This is a genomic window from Acinetobacter sp. ANC 4216 (genome assembly GCF_004331195.1).
Classification (GTDB): Bacteria; Pseudomonadota; Gammaproteobacteria; order Pseudomonadales; family Moraxellaceae; genus Acinetobacter; species Acinetobacter kookii.
Map to the genome: position 1 here is coordinate 134,254 of NZ_SJOC01000004.1, position 17,909 is coordinate 152,162.

Genomic DNA, 17,909 nt, shown 5'->3' on the forward strand with positions numbered 1-17,909 from the left:
TCAAGGTTTTAGAGCTTCATCGAGAACCGCCAAAATCTGTTTCTTGGTTTGGAAATAGCGGCTGAACAAACTGGAAACCGACCCCATAATAGACACATGTCCAGTACCCGGGATGGTAATCATCTGGCTATGGTTGCCCTTTTCCTGCAGAATCCGATGTAAATCTTCTGAATTATTATGGCCGACCACCTGATCATTGGAGGCTAAAAACAGGTAATGTCGCACCGTATTGGTTTCCACGAAATAGTAAGGCATCACCTGCTGATAAGGCACGCTTTGGTCAAAAGCATCTGCACAAATCGGATCATCTTTATAATCAAAATGATAAGGCCCAGACAAACCAATAATGGCACGAATTTGGCTGCGGCATTGCAAAGGGTAAGGTGTCGGATGATAAAGTGCCGACATCACATTAAATGCACCCGCCGAATGCCCCATCAATACCAGTTTTTCAGTCTGGATATTGTATCTGGACTGATGCTGGGTCAAATAGTTTAAGGCCAAACTCAGGTCATCAATATAACTGGGAAATATATGCTCGGGCGCAAGATGATAATTAATCACCGCAACATCATAGCCTTCTCTGGCAAAGGCTTCACCCACGAAACGGTAATCTTTTTTATCTCCATGCAGCCATGCCCCACCATGCACAAACACGATTAAAGGCCGATGCTCTAGAGGAGATGCAGCAGAGAAAATATCTAAACGCTGACGGGCTTTTAAACCATAGGCAATGTTTTCAGTGACCGTATAACCTTTACGCGGGGTTAAACGGTTCAGAGCATAACTACCAAAATCGTAAAGGCGAAAATCCTTGTACAGTATTTTCACTTTTTCGATTTTTTGCTGAATTTCCTGACTAACTGTTTGTACAACCTTATTGAGCATAGGTTGGCTCTGCTTGATCCGGATCAATAGCCACCGGTGTCTGTTCAACCGGCAGTGCATTCACGACAGGACTACTAAAACTTGAAGTCATGGCACGCGATTGCTCAATATTATCAATTAAAGTAATAATTTTAGTCACGTTGCCGACTTGTTGCAGCACCTGATTCAAATCATTAATTTCAGCAGTGTTTAAACGCCCCATCACATATAAAACACCATCTTCGGTGTGAATGCGCACTTTACTGTCAGACACCACCACAGCTTTCATAATCAGGCCACGCGTATTTGCCGTCACTGTGGTATCTTGCATAATGGTGCCATAACCAATCTGGTTACCGACAGCAATGTAATTATGCACGGTTTTCACATCACTCATGGCACGGACATTATCTTCTGCCAGCCGTTTCAAGTGTGCATCCGGCACTTGACCGGTTAATAATACATTGCCATGAAAACTTTCAATATTGACACGGGATTGTTTAAAACGACTGTCTAATTTATATAAATTGATTTTAGCGGTACGTTCGATTGAGGAATCAATAAACACCTGTCCAAGAGAACGGGCGCCACTTTCTGTACCTACCGGGGCTGATCCTGTGCCACTAGAGATAAAACTTGCACAACCAGATAAACTTGCTACACACAGTAACGTCATTGCAATACGGTTAAACACTCAGCAAGACTCCTCATTATTCAGTTCTATTTTATGTCAGCATTTACGCTATGATTTTGTTCAAAGATTAATAAACTCTTCATCAAAAGTAAAAGCATTTTCAATCCATTGTTGATCATAAGTGAATTTGGAAAAATCTTGCTGTATGGTTTTTGCAAATTGTTGAAGAAAATCAAAACAAATCACATCAAAACGACAATAAAAGGTTTGCAATTCCGGATGGGCATGCAAAAAGCACAGTGCCGATTTCATCATTTTGCGCTGTTTGGATAAAGAAATGCTTTCGAAGGATTGGGCATACTGGGTCACTGAACGCGCCTTGACTTCGACAAAAACCAGTTCCTGAGCCTGCTGTACAATCAGGTCAATTTCCCCGTAACGGCAATGATAATTTGCCACAACCAGCTGAAAGCCTTGGGCCTGTAATAATGTTAAAGCCTGCTGTTCAGCCCATTGACCCAAATTTAAATGTGCCGTAAGATTTGACATTACAATCCCTTGATTCCCTTTTTGGTATTTTCATAACAGTGTGGAATGCGCTGGATTTGATTGTTATTGACTTGAATCAGTCCGGTCCGCCCCTGGAACTGCATACTTTTTAAATTGGGTTCGGCCAAATACTGGCTCGCAATATGCCAGGCATCCCCACCAAAAGCGATCAGACGCTGATAGGCCATGGAAGCGGCGTTTGCTTGAGCGGCCTGGATGACATCTGGCCATTCAGATTCATATAAGGCCGGCGCATCACAAAATTTTACCCCTACAGGCAATACCTGATCTTGTTCAATGGCATTCGGTAAAATATAGATGTTTTTATGCGGCAGCTTGGGCAGTTTATTCAGCCAGGCATTGTTTCCGAGTAGCAACAAACCAGTATGTTTATTTAACTTTTTGGGTATTTCTTCAATTAAATTCAGAGGATAATTGGTTTCAGTGAGTAAAGAAATCAGAAACAGTTCATTGTCAGTTTCCGAGTCTTTTTGCTGCAACACATACAGCTCTTTGATTTGGTCATTCTGCAATACCTGATTCAGCGCCACTGCATCATCCTGCTTGGACAGGCTAAATTGTCCTACCTTTGCAGATTGTGAGGATACTTCATTCAGGGCCAAAACCCGAACCTTCGGCTGTATCTTGATTAAAGCTTCCACATCCTGACGTGGCAAAGGCCCAACTATCATTTGGGTTTTTTTATTGACATTTTGTTTAAGCAACTGCGCAATCGGTTTTTTGTCCGAGTTTACAAATTTAATGGGTGTTTCCAGCTCTGATGCCTGATAAGCACTCATAAAACCCTGTTTGACACTTAATCCGGCTCGCGCCATAGGCCCCGATTCAGGTAAAATGACCAACACTTCAGCTTGAGCGTGATTGAAAATGCAATACAGGATGAAGCCAATTATTTTTTTATTATTATTCAACATTGGAGAAACCTTATGAGTGCTCAGTTATTTGTTGTAGCAACCCCAATTGGGCACTTAGATGACATTACTTATCGTGCTATTGATATTCTAAAGTCTGTAAGTATCATTGCGGCAGAAGATACGCGTACTTCCGCTCAATTATTAAAGCACTTTAATATAGCAACTCCACTGACTGCCTGTCACGAACATAATGAAAGTAATAAAATTGACATCTTGATCCAGCGCTTGCTGAATGGCGAAAATATGGCCCTGATCAGTGATGCGGGTACGCCGCTGATTAGCGATCCGGGGTTTAAACTGGTTCGTGCGGCACAAGAACATCATATTCGCGTTATTCCGGTTCCGGGTGCCTGTGCCGCCATTGCGGCGCTCAGTTCTGTCGGCTTGCCGAGTGACCGCTTCAGTTTCGAAGGTTTCTTGCCCTCACGCCAAAGCCAGCGTCTCAGCCAGCTGGAAAAGCTGAAAGATGAAACCCAAACCCTGATTTTTTATGAAGCACCGCATCGTATTTTAGAGTCGGTCAAAGATATGGCACAGGTGTTTGGTGCCGATCGTCCTGTGGGTTTTGCCCGTGAAATTACCAAAACCTTTGAAACCATCAAAAAGATGACCTTGGCAGAACTGGTTCAGTTTATTGAAGCTGACCACAACCAGCAAAAAGGTGAAATTGTGCTGGTGATTGGCGGTGCAACTGAAGAAAAGGATCTGGAGCAGGAAAAACTGGACCAGCTCTTGACCCGTTTATTACAGGACTTATCCGTCAAGGCCGCTTCACAATTGGCCGCAGATTTAACGGGGATAAAAAAGAAAGTGGCGTATCAACGCGCTTTGGAACTCAGCAATAAGGTCTAAGCGGCTGTCCGTTTAAAGCACGTTTAAAAGCAAAAAGCATCACGAAAGTGATGCTTTTTTATTTTGTAGCCAAGCTGGCAAAAGAATCTATTAATCTTTTGCTGACTCGTCTGCAGGCACCTCAGTGATGCGACCGCCACGAGCAAGGAAAGCAGCCACTTCATCTTCCAAAGCTTGACGCTGTTTCAGTTTAGCAGTCACTGTCAGTGTTTCGGCTTCAGCCACATCACCATCAGTTGCAACTGAATCACTGTCAGATGCACCTTTTTCAGCAGCTTTTGCTTCATCTTCATCGACTGCAGTGTCTTCTACATCATCGTAGTCATTCATATCTGTCATCTTCCTTTCTCCCCAAAAATGACGTCTATCCATCCAATTTAAATTGATTGTGAACTAGGAAGAAATTTAGCAATCTCTTTAGCTTTCGCATAGAGTCAATTTAAAAAAAATCGTATCTTTTTTAATCAAAAAAGTAACCTTATATAAATATTTGTACAAAAAACAGTTTTTCCTGCTTAAACCGCATATCGTGTATCTTTTAAGATCTGCAATCCGTTGGCTTGAGACATAAAAGCATCTTTTAATGCGGCATGTTGTTCCACTTGTTTCAAGCCAAAATTTCGTGCCCACACCACGGGGAAAAGCGGGGTTCTTTCCATCCATCCAATCGCAGACATGCTGTGCATCATGGCATCGTTTTGGCCTTTGCGGCGGTGTTCGTAGCGCTGCAAGGTCTGTTCATGTGCCCATACGCCACGTTTCAGATCATGCAACAGGGCATCGCATAAAATGGCTGCGTCCAGACAGCCAATATTGACCCCTTGACCGGCCAGTGGATGAATCACATGTGCAGCATCTCCAATCAAGGCTAAACCGGCTTTGACATACTGCTGTGCGGCACCTGCTTTCAGCGGGAACTGTGCCCGTGGTGTTGCCTCTAACACCTCACCCAGCATGTGATGACTTTCACGCGTGAGCAACGCAGTAAAATCGGCATCATTCAAGGCTGCATATTCTTCCGCATAATCGTCTGGCAATGTCCAGACAATAGATTGCCAATAGCCTTCCTGTTCCGGCTTTAAACTGGCCATCGGTAAAAAGGCCAATGGGCCAGTTTCCAGAAAAATCTGACGGGCCACATGCTGATGTGGCTGGGCCGTTCGAATGGCACAGCTCAAACCGGCCTGTTTATAATCCAGAATATCCAGGTCAATAAAGGCCTGTTCACGGACAAAGGAATTTGCACCATCCGCGCCGATCAGCAGTCTGGTTTTTAATTGGGTACCATCTGCCAGGTGAATCTGCCAGATTCCCCCCACACCCTGCTCTATAGCTGTGACCTTGACCTGAGTACGATAATCCTGAAGCTGCTCCAGCATTTTTTCCTGAATGGCCAGGTTCAACAGGCTTGGCTCGACCATCGACCCTAAAGCTTGCTCAACCGATGGCGTCTGCGCTGTTGCATGCCCAAAGTTAATTTCACCATAGCCATTTTTATTCCACACTTGCATGCCTATATAGGGCTGCTGGCGTGCCAGCTTTTCCCAGACACCGACCGTTTTCAATAAATGAATGGTCGCCTGGCTGAGCGCCAGCACACGCGGGTTGGCAACACTTTTGGTTTTCCCGGCATCCAGGATGGGAGCGGCATCCAGTACCGTGGCCTGCACGCCACCTTGTGCCAGTAATAATGCTGTCAGACCACCGACCAGACCACCGCCAATAATGACGACATCGAAAACATCAGCTTGAACTGGACTCATGCTTTTAACCCCATTGCATAATTGGCCACCAGAGGCTTAATGCCTGGGATTGTATCAAAAGCGACCAAGCCTGTATTCCGAATGAATTTTAGAACGGGGTTGTTATTGCTAAAACCACGGACCACTGAATCACAGAATTTAATCACGCGTTGCTGATCGGTCAGACGGGATTTTTCATAGTCTTGCAGCATGGCTGCATCACCTAAGTCGGCTTGTTGTGCGACTTGTTCGATTAAATAACGGAGCAAAACATAGGCATCACGCATACACAGGTTAAAGCCCTGACCGGCTACCGGGTGGATGGTATGGGCTGCATTGCCCATCAGTACCACACGTCCAACGGCCTGTTTTTCTGCCAAAACTTGCGACAAAGGGTAACTAAAACGCTTGGCAGTTTTCTGGAATTTACCCGCACGGTCACCATAGGTTTGCTGTAAAGCATCAAGGAAGTGCTGGTCATTTTCATCGCCCAGCCATTCGCCTTCTGTACCTTTTTGCACCGGCCAAACCACTGAACGGCGGTATTCACCCGGTAATGGTAACAGCGCTAAAGGTCCAAGCGGGCTAAAACGTTCAAAGCCGACATGGTTATGCGGTTTTGAAGTTTGTACAGTCGTAACAATAGCCACTTGATCATAGTCATGTACCGATGCACCAATGCCCAAGGCTTTACGACAAAATGAATCGCGGCCATCGGCAGCTATGACCAGCTTGGATTGTAAAGACAATGTTTCTTCGCCACGTTGCGCTGCGATATAAGCAAAGTCAGCATCTTGGGTCAGTGAGGTCACTTGTACGCCATCAATCAGTTCAATCAATGGCTGTTTGCGCACTTCTGTTAGCAACACACGGCCGAGCCAGGCATTTTCAATGACCTGACCAAAACTTTCGACTTTTTCCTGTTCTGCTTTTAAACGTGCCTTGCCAAAGCTGCCCTGTTCGGTAATATGCACTTCCAGAATTGGCGTGGCATGTTCTTGCAGTGCATCCCATAAACCGAGTTCCTGATAAATTTGTACGCTACGGCGTGACAAGGCACTGTTACGTGCATCAAAGCTCGAATGATAAGGTACAAGATTGGCATCATCATAATTGGGGTACTTAATGGCTTCGAGCAGCTTCACTGCAATGTTTGCCTTAGCCAACATCAAGGCTAAACTTAGCCCGACCATACCACCACCGACGATGATCACTTCTTGCTGCATGTTTTGATCCTTTTATGTCGTATCTATCAGGTCTAGATACTTATAATCTTGATTGATTTTATATTACCTCAAAGAAATGCATTTTTATAATGAATTAGCACTGCCTCTTATAGATGATATCCAATGCTGAATGGATTTCAGTCAAACTCGGCTTATTCCCTCGCTGTCTTGGCTCCATAAAAAATGTTTAACGCTTAGTGCTCAATATCGTGGCGATATTCCTCAAATAGCCACCATGAAAAAACATGTTGAAGTGATCGGCTTCAAGTCTGTATGGAGATGAAATTTCCTCAGGAAACCGTCATGTTTCAATCTCGAAACGTAAAAAAACGGAACTTAAGTTCCGTTTTTCCAGACTCAATGGAATTCTCATAACACGATGATACAGATTACAGAAAAATCGCCTTCATGAGGTTTCAAGTGGGTCTTTGTATTCGGTCGTGATCTGCTAACGCAGCACTCTTGTCTGAGGCTCATGATGTACTGTTCTGCCTAATTTCGTGCCTGTATAAATCAGGTAGAGTGCCGACAAGCCCACCAAGATATAAATAATCCTGGATAGAACGCTCATTTCACCAAAAATAGCGGCAACTAAATTGAAATCAAATGCACCAATTAAGCCCCAGTTCAGGCCACCAATAATCGCCAAAGCGTAAGCAATCCAGTCGATCGTATTTAATCTCATCATTTTTCTCCCACTGTTCTTTAGTTTATTTAAGGATCAAAGAAATTATGGGAAAGAACGCAGATTTAATATGTTGCTTTGATGCTAATAACAGATTTCTTGTGTTGAAGTCGTGTCAGTTTTTAAACTTTAAATTTTAACTGGGTTGGTTTTATTTAAGTTATTCGCGATAAACGTAAGTAAAAAAGCCGATCATCTGACCGGCTTTTCATCCTAAAAATTGCTTAGGCTACTTTGGCTTTTGCCATCAGGGCTTCAATATCTTCCACTGTTTTCACCACACCTTTGGTGAGCACCAGTGGTCCATTTTCGGTAGCAACCACATCATCTTCAATGCGGATACCAATGCCACGCCATTTGGCATCGACAGTTTCATCATCAGGTGCAATGTACAAACCCGGTTCAACCGTCACCACCATGCCCTCTTCATAGGCACGCCATTCGCCATCCTGTTTATAGGAACCGACATCGTGCACATCCATGCCCAGCCAGTGTCCGGTACCATGCATGTAGAACTGACGGAAACTTTCTTTTTCAATAATTTCCTCAAGATCACCGTGCATAATGCCAAGGTCCAATAAACCCTGAACCAGAATGCGTACCGCCACATTGTGCGGTTCCTTATAAGAATTGCCAATGCGTACGGCATCAATCGCAGCCAGTTGTGATTTTAATACCAGCTCATATAGGGCTTTCTGTTCAGGACTGAACTTGCCATTGACCGGAAAAGTACGGGTGATGTCTGAGGCATATAACTGATATTCGCAGGCTGCATCAATCAGCACCAGATCACCATCATTCAGTGCTTTGTCATTTTCCACATAATGCAAAATGCAGGCGTTGGCTCCCCCACCAACAATACTGTTATAGGAAGGCACGCAGCCATTTTTACCAAAAATATAATTCAGCTCGGCTTCCAGTGCATATTCCATCATGCCCGGTTTCACCGTTTGCATGGCACGGGTATGCGCTTCTGCCGAAATATCCGATGCAAGCTGCATGAGCTTGATTTCTTTTTCAGATTTATGCAAACGCATTTCATCCACAATGCGGTCGAGTTGAATCACTTGGGCAGGTGCAGAAGTACCTTTGCGTGATTCACCACTGGCTTTGGCAATCCATTTTGCTACACGGGCATCAAAATCGGCCTGGTGACCAATACGATAGAACAGCTTTTGTTTATTGTGCAGTTTCTCGATAATTTCTTCATCGAGCAGGTCAATGGCATAGGCTTCATCCGCCTCGTAATCATCCACTGCACCGTCTACACCGGCACGGTAACCGTTCCAGATTTCCATCTCGCGGTTACGTTCACGGCAGAACAGACTATAGGTATAACCTTCATCAATCGACTCAAAAGTCTCGATCACCGCCACGGCTTCAGGCTCTGCAAAGCCCGTCAGATAGAAAAAGCTGCTGTCTGCACGGAATTTATAATCCGCATCGCGGTTACGCAGGGCAACCGGACTGGTGGCAATAATTGCAATACTGTGCGGACCCATTTCTTCTGCCAGGCGGTCACGACGTTCCTGAAAATCTGCTTGAGTCAGTTTCATCATTAAGTGTACTTTTGTCTTTTATGGGTAAGTGATAACTTTTAAAGGGTCAGTTAAATGATCTGTTCTTGAACACCCTCGCCCGAATTAGCTCGGACGATGTGGAGTAAACATTTCAACTACACTGCTGGCTTCTGTAGCCGCAGTATTTTTTTGCAATTGCGGCTGGATGTTTTGCAGCAATGGGGTTTCTGCCACTTCCACTTTCTTGCGTCCCAATGACAGGCTGACAGGAATCAAGCGCACAAATTCGTAAAGCTCCTGATAGCTTTCTTCGCCTTCTTCGTCATCATCCGATTCATCAAACTCGACTGCTGCAACATCCTGCAGATGTTCAATCAGTTCCATTTCATCCTGACGGATATGACCGGAAGCCAGACCAAATCCCAATACTACACCGGCACACCAGTCTGCCAGGGCCTGTACACGATCCGCAAGAACATGTTCATCATCCGGAAGCAAAGGCAAATAATCGAGTTCATCTTCAGATAAAGCATGGGCAATATCTTCCGCTTCATCGGTTAATACCTCTAAAACCTGCTGCTCTAGCGCCGGAATTTCAAGGGTCGCTAAAATCTGTTGCCATTCATCACCGGTGGGTGCCTGAGTAACACAAACAATACCCGTTAGCAGTCCATGTAACTCACTTGGACTTGAAATCTCTTCAATTTTTGAAAAATTGTGGTGCCATTCTGACCAACCTGAAATATCGTCTTGCATTCGCTTATCCAATCTCTATACTTCTTATATATTACCTTTGTTTGCGATACTGTGCGACTACGATATGTTAGAAGAATTACAGCGTCTACAGGCGCATATTGGCGTTTTAAAAACGCGACTTGCGCATTTTAAAAGTGAAAATGATGCCCTCAATGCTGCAAAAGCAGATTCCAACGAGCACCATCATGCCCAAATTGTGCAAAAAAATGGCATCATCACCCAGAAACAAGAAGAAATAGATAATCTGAGCGAGCAATTAAGCGAAACCCAATCACAATTCAAGCAATTGAATAGCGATGCAGCCTCTTTGGCAGACCGTTATAGCCGCCTGGAAAAAAGCTGTACCGATCTTAAGAACCGTTTTCAGGAAATTCTGGCTGAGCGTAATGAATTACGTGTCATTAAAGAAAAGATGCAAAATGATCAGCGTCTTGCTCAACAGGAAATTCAAGGCTTGCAGCAGGAACGTGAAAGATTGTTACAAAAAAATGAACATGCCAAAGCCAAAGTTGAAGCCATTATTCAGCGTCTTTCTATTTTAGGTACTGCTCAAGATCAGCATGCGCAAGAAATTCAACAACTTGCTCACCCAGCCGATGTAAATGAGGATATTTAATCATGAGTGAACAAATTGCTGTGGAATTGCGTGTACTCGGCCATAATTTTCGTTTAGCCACCACTGAAAAAGAAAAAGCTGATTTAGAGCGTGCAGCTGAACTGTTAAATGAAAAATATGATGATTTTCGCCGTAAAGCGCCACGTGTCGAACCAAGTAAACTGATTATTATGGTGGCGCTTGAACTGATGCAGGAAGTTCTTTCAATGAATAAATCCTTGCAAGAATACGCCCATTGCGAGCGCTTGCTGACGACCATTTTAGAAGATGTCGAGGATTTGGTTTAATTTCCTGTTAAATTGAATAAACTATCAGCATTTGGGATTTAACTTTACAGTTGTTGCACATTGAGGATTTGCCAACACCTCATTATTGGTTATACTTATTCTATCTCTGAGGTGTTCGCCAGTGAGTCTATATCCCTGCCGATACTTAAATCTACGGATTGTGTTCTGCATATTTAGAGTGTATGCCCATCTTCGAATGGGAAACCCAGCAAGTATGCGTCGCGTCCACCTTGAACTTCTTCGGGTTCAGGGTAACGACATGCAGCGGCATCTTCGGAGTGTTTTTTCTTATTAGTCTCAGTGACCTTGATTACAATATTTAATCCTTTATTTTTCTTTTTAAAACATTTTTAAATTTTACTCCCCCTCATATTGATTGATTATTGATTGATATTTTATGCAAAAAAATACCCAAGATTTTCATCTTGGGTATCTCATTTAAGTTCTGGCATTCAGTTATTTAGACTTTTGCAGCCGCAAAGCATTAATCACAACAGACAACGAACTCAGCGACATGGCCACCGCAGCAAGCATCGGGGTTAATAACAGCCCGGTTAAGGGATAAAAAACACCCGCCGCAACCGGCACACCTAAGCCGTTATACACAAAAGAGAATGCCAGGTTCTGCTTCATGTTCTTCACGCCCAGTTTTGCCATATGGATCGCATCGGCTACACCGCGAATATCACCTTTGACCAAAGTCACCTGAGCCGTCTGTTTGGCAATATCGGTACCATTGCCCATCGCCACACCGACATTGGCCTGGGCAAGTGCCGGTGCATCATTAATGCCATCGCCCGCCATTGCCACAACTTTGCCTTGAGCCTGATATTTCTTAACCAGATCTAATTTTTCAGTCGGGGTACAGTTGCCATAAACCTGCTGAATCCCCAGCTCAGCCGCGACCAGTTTGGCATTCTGTTCATGGTCACCAGTCGCCATCACCACTTCAATGCCATCGGCAATCAGCTGATCAATCACCTGATGGGCATTGTGTTTAATCGCATCATGAATGGAGATATAGGCCAACACCTGCTGCTCATTGGCCAGGAAACTGATCACATTACCGCTCTCGCGTTGCGCATCCAGCTGCGCCTGAGCATGTGCAGAAAGCTGCAAACCCAACTGATCAATCAGCTTTTGACTGCCCACATACAGGGTTTGACCCTCAATTTGCCCTTTCACCCCAAAACCGGTGACATCTTCAAAATCACTGACTTTCAGCAATTGTTCATGCGGAACCAGCCTGGTTAAAGTCTGTGCAATCGGATGGGTTGAATACTGTTCAATCGAGGCAATCCATTGTTCCACCTGCGTTTGCTGAGCTGTATCTGAAAGCAGTTTAATCTCTTTCAGGCTCGGTTTACCTTCAGTCAAGGTTCCGGTTTTATCGACAATTAAAGTGGTGACTTTGCTTAAGGCCTCAATCGCCTCTGCATCTTTAAACAGCACGCCCTTTTGCGCTGCCCGCCCTGTGGTGGCCATCACCGACATCGGCGTTGCCAGCCCCAAAGCACATGGACAGGCAATAATCAGTACTGCCACTGCACACATCAGCGCCAGATCAAACTGGGCTTTGCCAAAGAGCATCCACGCCATAAAGGTCAACACACTAATCGCCAGAACAATCACCACAAAATATTTGGCAAATACATCGGCAAGTTTTTGCAACGGCGCTTTGGAACGCTGTGCTTCCGCCACGGTCTGAATCATTTTCGCCAAAGTGGTATTGGCGCCCACTGCCGTGGTTTGAATACGGATACTGCCCTGCTGGTTCACCGTACCGCCAATCACCCGGTCATCGACTTCTTTTTTCACCGGAACAGGTTCACCGGTCATCATGGCTTCATCTACATAGGTTTTGCCTTCCACCACAATGCCGTCGAGTGGAATCTGGTCCCCTGAAGAAATCTGCAGGATATCGCCCTGCTTGACCATGCCAATATCCACCTCAACTACCTGATCATGCTGCACCAGTTTTGCAGTATGCGGTTGCAGTTTCAGTAACGACTTTAACGAGTCAGCTGTCTTGGCACGTGCTTTCAGTTCCATGATTTGCCCAAGTAAACTCAAGGACACAATCATACACGCCGCTTCATAATACACGGCGACCCCATGACCGGTTTTGGCCTGCATCGGGATCAGGGATGGAAAAACTGTCGCCACAAGACTGTAAATAAATGCCGCCAGCACTCCGACACCAATCAGGCTCCACATGTTCAGGTTACGGGTTTTATAGGAAATCCAGCAACGCTCAATAAAAGGTTTTCCTGCCCAAAGGATGACGGGAATAGACAACACCAGTTCAATCCACGGCTGAATATGCTGCGGAATAAAGGCATGAATATGCGAACCCATGGCCAGTGCAAAGACAATTAAAGTCAGTGGCAACGTCATCCAGAAGCGACGGCTGAAATCGACCAGCTCAGGATTGAGGGCATCATTTAAGCTTGGCTGCATCGGCTCCAATGCCATGCCACAGATGGGACAGGTTCCCGGCCCTTTCTGCACAATTTCAGGGTCCATCGGACAGGTATAGTCCATATCTTCCGCGCCTTCTGGCACAGGTCGCTGGTCTGCCGGAAGCAGATAAAACTCCGGGTCGCCTTTAAATTTTTCCAGGCAGGACGGGTTGCAGAAATAGTAAGTTTTCGCCTGATACTCTGTTTTTAAATCGGTTGAAGTATCTACCGACATGCCACACACAGGATCAATTTCCGAACTCTGTACTGATGCAGGATGAGTTCCGCCACAGCAACTGGATTTCTTTTCTGCAACGGCCGCTTTTGATGTTGAACCGCAGCAGGAAGATGCTGTTGGCTGAGTCTGCACATATTGCTCAGGCTGCTGGTTAAATGCAGTCAAACAGCGTTCTGAACAGAAATAATACTCTTTTGATTCAAACTGGCTGTGCCATTTAGAATCGGTTTTCACCTGCATGCCACAAACCGGATCGACCGTTGTTTCACTCACCTGTTCTACGGTTTGCGCTTTAGTTCCCGCACAACAGCCTGAGGATTGCGCTACTGGCGGTTGATTTTGCGAACCACAGCAAGATTTTTTTTCATCTGCTTTTGGTTTAGATGCACAACCGCAGCCCGAAGCTTTAGGTTTATTTTTTTCTAAATACTGTTCCGGGTGGGCCTGGAATTTATCCAGACAGCCCTGACCGCAAAAATAATAAATTTTATCTAGGTATGTAGTGTGCGGCTTGGATAAATCTGTCACGGTCATGCCACAGACAGGATCAATATATTGCTCTGCTTCAACCTTTTGACTGCCACAACACGAACTGGATGATGCAGCAACTTTTGCCCGACTGGCACAGCCACAGCCGGAAGCCGGCTTGTTTTGCTGCTGAAGGTATTGCTCAGGAGAATTGATAAATTTCTGTTTGCAGCCATGGCAACAGAACAAATATTTTATCCCCTCAAATTCAAAAGCATGTTCCGAATGCTCAGACACATTCATGCCACATACTGGATCAACTGTTACTAATTCAAGAGCTGAATTCTGTTTTTCACAGCAGGAAGATTTTTGTTGCTCATTCATCCGACTCACCTATTTTATTCTTTCATTGTGTTAGCATAAAGTCTGTACCCAGGTACAGAGTCAAGTCATTTGAGGATATTTTATGCTCACCATCGGAAAACTGGCCAAACACTGTCATGTCAACGTCGAAACCATCCGCTATTATCAGCGCATCGGTTTAATGCGCGTACCTGAATCCACGCAGAGCTACCGCTATTACAATGACAAAGACATTGAAACCTTAAGCTTTATTCAAAAAGGCAAAGATGCAGGCTTGCAGCTCAGTGAAATACAGGAATTACTGCAACTTCAACTCGAAGACCGTGAACAGGTAAGGCATGTCATAGAGCAGCGCCTGGAAAAAATTGACCAAAGGATTCAGGAATTGCAGGCACTCAAAACCCGTTTAAGCAGCTGGGTGGATGAATGTAAAACCACCAGTGAAAGCGGTTGCCCGATTTTGAAAGAGCTGAAAAACAGTTAAACTGCTTTATAAGATGAATATTTATCTATTTTTTTGGGAACAAATAAAAGATGTCCGTGGATTTAAAAGTTTTACGCAAGCAACTTCGACATCAGCGCAGAGCCGTTTCCAGCTTTCAACAAAAACAGGCACAACAAAAAGTACTTCAGCAACTGATCCGGCTCAAACATTTTCAGCATGCAAAAAAAATTGGTGTGTATCTGCAGGCTTTTGGAGAGATTCATACCAGACAAATTATTGAATACTGCTTTAAAAAGCATAAGCAGGTCTATCTGCCGATGATTTGCAGCATGAACCAGCAATTGCACTGGGTCAAGATTACGCAGCAACAATACCGAAACAATCAGTTTTCATATCATCCCTTGGGCATGAAAGAGCCGATGGCCGGGCGTGGGGCGCATGTTTCGACGCTGGATTTTTTAATTATGCCTTTACTGGCTTGTGACCTCTATGGCACCCGCATTGGGATGGGTGGCGGTTTTTACGACAAAACCCTGGCCAGTGCACCCCATAAGCCCTATCGGCTTGGTCTTGCGCATGACTTTCAATTGATTCCATTCCGCCTGCATCGCGAAACCTGGGATCAACCTCTGGATGCCTTACTTACCCCTGCAAAATATCTACATTTTAAGCGTTGAATTGGTATTTTTGACGAATAGGAATATTTTAAAATCACATATTTACTCATTTTTTATACATTTTCATTTGCCCTGCCCTTGTAATTTTTAAAATACACTTCACTATAAAAATATGGCAACACCATTGTTACTCATTAGGAGTGCCCATGTCTGAAATTATTATGAATCAAGAAACCTTAGATGCACAGGTTCCAAGCGTATTACCACTTTTAGCGCTACGAGATGTGGTGGTTTATCCCCACATGCAAATTGCGTTATTCGTAGGTCGTGAAAAATCGATCAAAGCAGTTGACGTGGCCCGTAACAGTGACAATCTCGTATTTGTAGTTGCACAACAAGATTCTCTTACAGAAGAAATTGATCACGACAACTTATATCAATACGGTACTGTCGCGAAGATTGTGCAAGTTGTGAATCATGAAAATGATGAAAACTGTATAAAGGTACTCATTGAAGGCTTACACCGTTCCAAGCTGGTCAAAATCATCGACCATGATGAATACTTATCAGCCGAACATGCCATTAGCCCAATGACCGTGAATGTTGCAACGGCCTCTCAAGCGACACGTGTGCAAGAACTGCGAACTTTATTTGCCCAGTATGCAGAAGCCAAATTACGTAATGCACGTGAATTGATTACGGCTGCAAATAAGATCGATGACTTGTTGCAACTGTTGTTCTTTGTGGCAACCCGTGTGCCCTTGAACATCGATATCAAGCAAAAGTTCCTGGAACATGATGATTTTGAAGCACATTTGACTGAGCTCATGACTTATTTGCTGCAACAGTCTGAGGAACAGCAGATTGAACAAACCTTGCATGACTCGGTAAAACGCCAGATGGAGAAAAACCAGCGCGAATACTTCCTGAATGAAAAAATGAAAGTCATTCAGCGCGAGCTTTCCGACATGAACGGCGGTGCTGAAGATGACGTGGCTGAAATTGAACGTCGCCTTGAAGAAGCTGATTTACCTGAACACGTGCGTAAAAAAGCCGAATCTGAATTCCGTAAGCTCAAAGCCATGCAACCGGCTTCCAGTGAAGCTGCGGTGGTGCGCAACTATATCGAGGCGATTTTAGATACGCCTTGGAATAAGGCCAGCAAAGTCAGCATTAACCTGAACAAGGCGCAAGAGATTCTGGATGCCGACCACTATGGTCTGGACGAGGTGAAACAGCGTATTGTTGAATACCTTGCTGTTCAATCACGCGTGAAAAAACTTAAAGGTCCGATTCTTTGCCTGGTTGGTCCTCCAGGGGTGGGTAAAACGTCCCTGGGTGAATCGATTGCCAAAGCCACAGGCCGTGAATTTGTACGTATGGCTTTAGGTGGCGTGCGTGACGAAGCGGAAATCCGTGGTCACCGCCGTACCTATATCGGTGCAATGCCAGGTAAAATTGTCCAGTCCTTGACCAAAGTTGGCGTGAAGAATCCGCTGTTCTTGCTCGACGAAATTGACAAGATGGCACAGGATTACCGTGGCGACCCTGCTTCTGCCTTGCTTGAAGTACTTGATCCATCACAAAACAGCAAGTTCAACGATCACTACCTCGATCTTGATCTTGACCTGTCTGAAGTGATGTTCATCTGTACTGCAAACAGTATGAATATTCCTGAGGCTCTTTTAGACCGTATGGAAGTAATCCGTCTGCCGGGTTATACCGAAGAGGAAAAGGTCAATATTGCCGAGCGTTACCTGGTTCCTAAAGCCATTAAGGACAACGGTTTGCGTGCGAAAGAATTGACCATTCATGAAGAAGCAATCCGTGACATCGTGCGTCGTTATACTCGCGAAGCGGGTGTGCGTAGCCTTGAACGTGAAGTGTCAAAAATTGCCCGTAAAGTGGTGAAGGAAGCGGTCAGCAAAAAAGCCAAAAACCTGCATATCGATGTCACTGCTGAAAACCTGTCTGATTACCTGGGCGTACATAAGTTCGACTTCGGTATGGCAGAAGAAGAAGCACAAGTGGGTCGTGTCAATGGCTTGGCTTGGACTTCAGTTGGTGGCGAATTGCTTTCGATTGAAGTTGCTGCGGTAAAAGGTAAAGGTAAATTCATTACCACCGGTTCACTCGGTGATGTGATGAAAGAATCCATTACCGCTGCAATGACTGTGGTGCGTACTCGTGCCGATGCCTTGGGTATTGAGGCTTCAAGATTTGAAGAAACCGATATTCATGTGCATTTACCTGAAGGTGCAACACCGAAAGATGGTCCATCTGCAGGTTTAGCCTTAACTACCGCACTGGTTTCAGCTTTCACAGGCATTCCGGTACGTGCCGATATTGCCATGACCGGTGAAACCAATCTGGGCGGTCGTGCAATGCGCATTGGTGGCTTGAAGGAAAAACTTTTAGCTGCACATCGCGGTGGCATCAAGCTAGTATTTATCCCTCAAGAGAACGCTCGTGACCTGGTGGAAATTCCAGAAAATGTTAAAGCCGGCCTTGAAATTAAGACCGTGAAAAGCATCGATGAGATCTTGCCATTGGCCTTGGTAGAAGCACCAAAACCTTTGGTGAAAGCCCCAATTGTTAAACCAATTGCAGAAGGCAAAGCAGCCCGTCATTAATTGTAATTTGCTAC

17 protein-coding genes and 1 other RNA gene are annotated in these 17,909 nt (G+C 44.8%); 7 read left to right on the top strand and 11 right to left on the bottom strand.

Going from position 1 to position 17,909, the window contains the following annotated elements:
* Genes E0H88_RS04590 through E0H88_RS04605 form a run of 4 tightly spaced genes read right to left on the bottom strand, consistent with a single transcriptional unit; the run spans window position 1 to window position 2,985 of the window.
* On the bottom strand, window positions 1-888 hold the full coding sequence (locus E0H88_RS04590) for an alpha/beta hydrolase (RefSeq protein WP_131273263.1): 888 nt from the start codon (window positions 886-888) through the stop codon (window positions 1-3).
* Entirely contained in the window at window positions 878-1,561 is a 684-nt protein-coding gene (locus E0H88_RS04595; protein ID WP_092819926.1) for a BON domain-containing protein, read from the bottom strand. Before E0H88_RS04595 ends, E0H88_RS04590 begins: the two co-directional genes overlap by 11 nt.
* Before the next feature lie 60 nt (window positions 1,562-1,621).
* Window positions 1,622-2,050 carry a YraN family protein gene (locus tag E0H88_RS04600; protein WP_131273264.1) on the bottom strand — a complete coding sequence of 143 codons (429 nt, stop codon included), beginning with the start codon at window positions 2,048-2,050 and terminating at the stop codon, window positions 1,622-1,624.
* A complete protein-coding gene (locus tag E0H88_RS04605; RefSeq protein ID WP_131273265.1) occupies window positions 2,050-2,985 on the bottom strand; it encodes a penicillin-binding protein activator in 936 nt (311 codons plus the stop codon). Before E0H88_RS04605 ends, E0H88_RS04600 begins: the two co-directional genes overlap by 1 nt.
* A gap of 12 nt (window positions 2,986-2,997) precedes the next feature.
* Here E0H88_RS04605 and rsmI point away from each other — a divergent pair, with 12 nt between their 5' ends.
* A complete protein-coding gene (gene rsmI / locus E0H88_RS04610; RefSeq protein WP_092819929.1) occupies window positions 2,998-3,837 on the top strand; it encodes a 16S rRNA (cytidine(1402)-2'-O)-methyltransferase in 840 nt (279 codons plus the stop codon).
* 90 nt (window positions 3,838-3,927) lie between these two features.
* On the opposite strand, the gene E0H88_RS04615 is transcribed toward rsmI, so the two are convergent.
* The 6 genes from E0H88_RS04615 to E0H88_RS04640 all read right to left on the bottom strand — a co-directional run bounded on the left by E0H88_RS04615 (window position 3,928) and on the right by E0H88_RS04640 (window position 9,766).
* Complete coding sequence (locus E0H88_RS04615) at window positions 3,928-4,176, bottom strand: hypothetical protein (RefSeq protein ID WP_086194938.1); 249 nt, start codon at window positions 4,174-4,176, stop codon at window positions 3,928-3,930.
* Between the two features lie 176 nt (window positions 4,177-4,352).
* Window positions 4,353-5,600, bottom strand: coding sequence for an FAD-dependent monooxygenase (locus E0H88_RS04620; RefSeq protein ID WP_131273266.1), 1,248 nt, complete (start codon window positions 5,598-5,600; stop codon window positions 4,353-4,355).
* Window positions 5,597-6,805: a 2-octaprenyl-6-methoxyphenyl hydroxylase gene (ubiH, locus tag E0H88_RS04625; protein ID WP_131273267.1), complete on the bottom strand. Its 1,209-nt coding sequence runs from the start codon at window positions 6,803-6,805 to the stop codon at window positions 5,597-5,599. Before ubiH ends, E0H88_RS04620 begins: the two co-directional genes overlap by 4 nt.
* Window positions 6,806-7,253: 448 nt before the next feature.
* Window positions 7,254-7,490: a DUF378 domain-containing protein gene (locus E0H88_RS04630; RefSeq protein ID WP_131273268.1), complete on the bottom strand. Its 237-nt coding sequence runs from the start codon at window positions 7,488-7,490 to the stop codon at window positions 7,254-7,256.
* 224 nt (window positions 7,491-7,714) lie between these two features.
* On the bottom strand, window positions 7,715-9,046 hold the full coding sequence (gene pepP / locus E0H88_RS04635; protein WP_165493276.1) for a Xaa-Pro aminopeptidase: 1,332 nt from the start codon (window positions 9,044-9,046) through the stop codon (window positions 7,715-7,717).
* A gap of 87 nt (window positions 9,047-9,133) precedes the next feature.
* The gene (locus E0H88_RS04640; protein ID WP_131273270.1) at window positions 9,134-9,766 is read right to left on the bottom strand and encodes a UPF0149 family protein; all 633 of its coding nucleotides are present in this window, start codon (window positions 9,764-9,766) and stop codon (window positions 9,134-9,136) included.
* Window positions 9,767-9,830: 64 nt separating this feature from the next.
* Here E0H88_RS04640 and E0H88_RS04645 point away from each other — a divergent pair, with 64 nt between their 5' ends.
* The 3 genes from E0H88_RS04645 (at window position 9,831) to ssrS (ending at window position 10,953) form a co-directional block, all read left to right on the top strand.
* Window positions 9,831-10,382 (top strand): hypothetical protein, encoded by a 552-nt coding sequence (locus E0H88_RS04645; protein WP_092819935.1) that lies wholly within the window; start codon window positions 9,831-9,833, stop codon window positions 10,380-10,382.
* A 2-nt stretch (window positions 10,383-10,384) separates the two neighbouring features.
* A complete protein-coding gene (locus tag E0H88_RS04650) occupies window positions 10,385-10,669 on the top strand; it encodes a cell division protein ZapA (protein ID WP_092819936.1) in 285 nt (94 codons plus the stop codon).
* 100 nt (window positions 10,670-10,769) lie between these two features.
* A non-coding RNA gene (ssrS, locus tag E0H88_RS04655) (6S RNA) lies at window positions 10,770-10,953 on the top strand.
* A gap of 172 nt (window positions 10,954-11,125) precedes the next feature.
* On the opposite strand, the gene E0H88_RS04660 is transcribed toward ssrS, so the two are convergent.
* Window positions 11,126-14,221, bottom strand: coding sequence for a heavy metal translocating P-type ATPase (locus tag E0H88_RS04660; protein ID WP_131273271.1), 3,096 nt, complete (start codon window positions 14,219-14,221; stop codon window positions 11,126-11,128).
* 82 nt (window positions 14,222-14,303) lie between these two features.
* On the opposite strand from E0H88_RS04660, the gene E0H88_RS04665 reads away from it, so the two are divergent.
* The 3 genes from E0H88_RS04665 to lon all read left to right on the top strand — a co-directional run bounded on the left by E0H88_RS04665 (window position 14,304) and on the right by lon (window position 17,895).
* Window positions 14,304-14,684 carry a MerR family transcriptional regulator gene (locus E0H88_RS04665; protein WP_131273272.1) on the top strand — a complete coding sequence of 127 codons (381 nt, stop codon included), beginning with the start codon at window positions 14,304-14,306 and terminating at the stop codon, window positions 14,682-14,684.
* Window positions 14,685-14,734: 50 nt separating this feature from the next.
* Window positions 14,735-15,322, top strand: coding sequence for a 5-formyltetrahydrofolate cyclo-ligase (locus E0H88_RS04670; protein ID WP_131273273.1), 588 nt, complete (start codon window positions 14,735-14,737; stop codon window positions 15,320-15,322).
* Between the two features lie 146 nt (window positions 15,323-15,468).
* Window positions 15,469-17,895 carry an endopeptidase La gene (gene lon / locus E0H88_RS04675; protein WP_131273274.1) on the top strand — a complete coding sequence of 809 codons (2,427 nt, stop codon included), beginning with the start codon at window positions 15,469-15,471 and terminating at the stop codon, window positions 17,893-17,895.
* The last annotated feature ends 14 nt before the right edge of the window (window positions 17,896-17,909 follow it).